This is a genomic window from Mesorhizobium sp. M7A.F.Ca.MR.362.00.0.0, from assembly GCF_004023175.1.
Lineage (GTDB): Bacteria > Pseudomonadota > Alphaproteobacteria > Rhizobiales > Rhizobiaceae > Mesorhizobium.
This window is the reverse complement of sequence record NZ_RZTF01000593.1, coordinates 1-2,651: the sequence shown is the minus strand read 5'-3', so window position 1 is coordinate 2,651 and position 2,651 is coordinate 1. Positions and strand designations below refer to the sequence as shown.

General features: G+C 62.9%; 3 protein-coding genes. 2 read left to right on the top strand and 1 reads right to left on the bottom strand.

Going from position 1 to position 2,651, the window contains the following annotated elements; genetic code table 11:
• Positions 1 to 197, top strand: a 197-nt coding sequence (locus EOC06_RS35660) for an alpha/beta fold hydrolase (RefSeq protein ID WP_164898948.1), incomplete at its 5' end; no start/stop codon positions are given.
• 71 nt (positions 198 to 268) lie between these two features.
• On the opposite strand, the gene EOC06_RS35655 is transcribed toward EOC06_RS35660, so the two are convergent.
• On the bottom strand, positions 269 to 1,510 hold the full coding sequence (locus tag EOC06_RS35655; protein WP_128361821.1) for an MFS transporter: 1,242 nt from the start codon (positions 1,508 to 1,510) through the stop codon (positions 269 to 271).
• 173 nt (positions 1,511 to 1,683) lie between these two features.
• Between EOC06_RS35655 and EOC06_RS35650 the strand changes: the two genes are divergently transcribed.
• Positions 1,684 to 2,568 carry a helix-turn-helix domain-containing protein gene (locus EOC06_RS35650; RefSeq protein ID WP_127270546.1) on the top strand — a complete coding sequence of 295 codons (885 nt, stop codon included), beginning with the start codon at positions 1,684 to 1,686 and terminating at the stop codon, positions 2,566 to 2,568.
• The last annotated feature ends 83 nt before the right edge of the window (positions 2,569 to 2,651 follow it).

Below are 2,651 nucleotides of genomic sequence, written 5' to 3'. Positions count from 1 at the left end.
TGAAGGCAATCGACGTGCCTGTCCTGGTCATGCACGGAGACGACGACCAGATCGTTCCGATCGCCGATTCGGCGCTGCTGACGATCAAGCTGCTCAAGAAGGGCGAGCTCAAGGTCTACAAGGGCTTCCCGCACGGCATGGCCACGACCCATGCAGACATCATCAACGCCGACCTGCTGGCCTTCTTCAAGGCTTAAGGCCATGGCCCACAAAAATGCACCCGTCATCAGGCGGGTGCATTTTTGTGACAGCGGCAGACCCGCCTGATCTAGGCGGCCGCCTGCGCTTTGCGCGCTTCCTTCATGTTTGGCAGGAACACGGTGAGCAATCCAAGAAACGGCAAATACGAGCAGATCTGGAAGACGAAATCGATGCCCTTCATATCGGCGACGATACCGAGCACGGCCGCCGCGATGCCGCCCATGCCGAAGGCGAAGCCGAAGAAGATGCCGGCGATCATGCCGACGCGGCCCGGCACGAGTTCCTGCGCAAAGACGACGATGTTCGAGAAGGCAGAGGACAGGATCAGGCCGATCAGCACCGTCAGCACCATCGTCCATTCCAGATTGGCGTAGGGCAAGGCGAGCGTGAAGGGCAGCACGCCGACGATGGAGAACCAGATCATCGCCTTCTGCCCGTAGCGGTCGCCGAACGGGCCGCCGAGCAGGATGCCCAGCGCCGAGGCACCGAGGAACAGGAACAGCATGACTTGGCTCATCTGCACCGAAACGCCGAACTTATGCATGGAATAGAAGGTGTAGTAGCTGGCGAGGCTGGCGATGTAGGCATTCTTGCTCAGCACCAGCAGGGTCAGCACGATCAATGCGTTCATCACCTTGCGGCGCGGGAAGGGCGAAACGAAGCTCGCCGCCTTGCGGGTGCCCTGTGCGGCACGCAGCCGGCTGTACCAGCCGCCGACCTGCCACAAAACGATGATGCCGATCAGCGAGCCGACGGCGAACCAGGAAATGCTGGTCTGGCCGAACGGCACGACGATGAAGGCTGCCAGCAGCGGCCCCATGGACTGTCCGAAATTGCCGCCAACCTGGAACAGCGACTGCGCCAGGCCGAAGCGGCCGCCGGAGGCGAAGCGGGCGATGCGCGAGGATTCCGGATGGAAGATCGCCGAGCCGATGCCGATCAGCGAGGCGCCGATCAGGAGCAGCGAATAGTGCCCGGCATAGGCGAGCACAATCAGGCCGATCAGCGATGACGCCATGCCGTAGGGCAGCGAATAGGGCATCGGCCGTTTGTCGGTGATCATGCCGATCACAGGCTGCAGCAGCGACGCGGTCACCTGGAAGGTGAAGGTCAACAAGCCGATCTGCCAGAAATCGAGGCCATAATTCTCTTTCAGGAGCGGGTAAATGGCCGACAGCAGCGACTGCATGATGTCGTTGATGCAGTGGCAGAAGCTCACCGCCAGGATGACGGTGAAGGCCGTCGCCTGGGCTGAAGCGTGACTGGTGGTCGCCGGTGGGGCGACGCTGGCGGCTGTCGTATCGGTCAAGGTAGGCTCCGTGGTCTTTTTGGCGGGCAGGCCCGCAGGCAGTTGACGGACGCACCTGCGGCCGCCTTGTCGGACGCTCCTGTGGAGCGCTTGGGACCGGTGCCTTATAAGCTGCTTGCGGGATGACTTCTTTCGTGGTTTGGTCCAATAGTTTCGCAAGTGGGCCATATCGGATGCCGCACGGCAAAGAAGTCTTTCACGCTGGCAACGCCAATCTCGGCCAGTTGCACGAGAGCCGCTGGGAGTGGCTTGAACAAGTGGCCGGGCCGGCGGTGGCATTGCCGACCGAATATCCCGATGGCTACCGTGTGCCGCAGCACCGCCACAGCCGCAGCCAGCTCTTGCATGCGCTTGTCGGCGTGGTGCTGGTGACGACGCGCTACGGACGCTGGATGGTGCCGCCCGACCACGCGATGTGGATTCCAGCCGGCACCGAGCATTCCGTCGAGATGCTGGGCGATGTCTCGATGCGTTCGGTCTATGTCATGCCACAGGCGATCCCCGGGCTGCCCGAAGGCTTGCGCGTCGTCGGCGTCACCGACCTGATGCACAGCCTGATCGTGGAATCGGAAAAGCTGCCGCAAGGCGGCGTTCTGGAAGGACGCGGTGGGCTGATCATGAACCTTTTGCTGCACGAAATCCCGACCTTGCCGGAACGGCCGCTCGGCCTGCCATTCCCGTCCGATCCAAGGCTGTCGGCGCTCTGCCGGCGCTTCGTCGCGGCACCGTCGCCGCATGCAACGATCGATGAATGGGCGGATGCCGCCGGCATGAGCCGCCGCTCCTTCACCCGCGCCTTCCAGCGCCAGACCGGCCTGTCGCTGTCGACATGGCGCCAGCAGGCCTGCCTGTTCGCGGCGCTGCCCAGGCTGGCGGACGGCGAGCCGATCACCAGGGTGGCGCTCGATCTCGGCTATGACAGCGTGCCGGCCTTCATCACCATGTTCAAGCGCATGCTGGGGACCTCGCCGCGCGGCTATATGCGCGGCGCACGAGAAAGCGTCGAGGTCGCTCGTCGCCTGGTCGGCCCGGTTCGGTTGGAAAGCCCTGCGCCGTAACGGCAGGTGCTGTTCTAGAGCATTTTACCGTTTCACGGAAACGGCGAGCTGCTCTAACTCTTTGTTTTGACGCAATTCTCTAG

What these genes read in the sequence shown, in the direction of transcription:
- EOC06_RS35650 (WP_127270546.1), top strand. Translation starts at nt 1,684, where the DNA reads ATGCCGCACGGCAAAGAAGTCTTTCACGCTGGCAACGCCAATCTCGGC.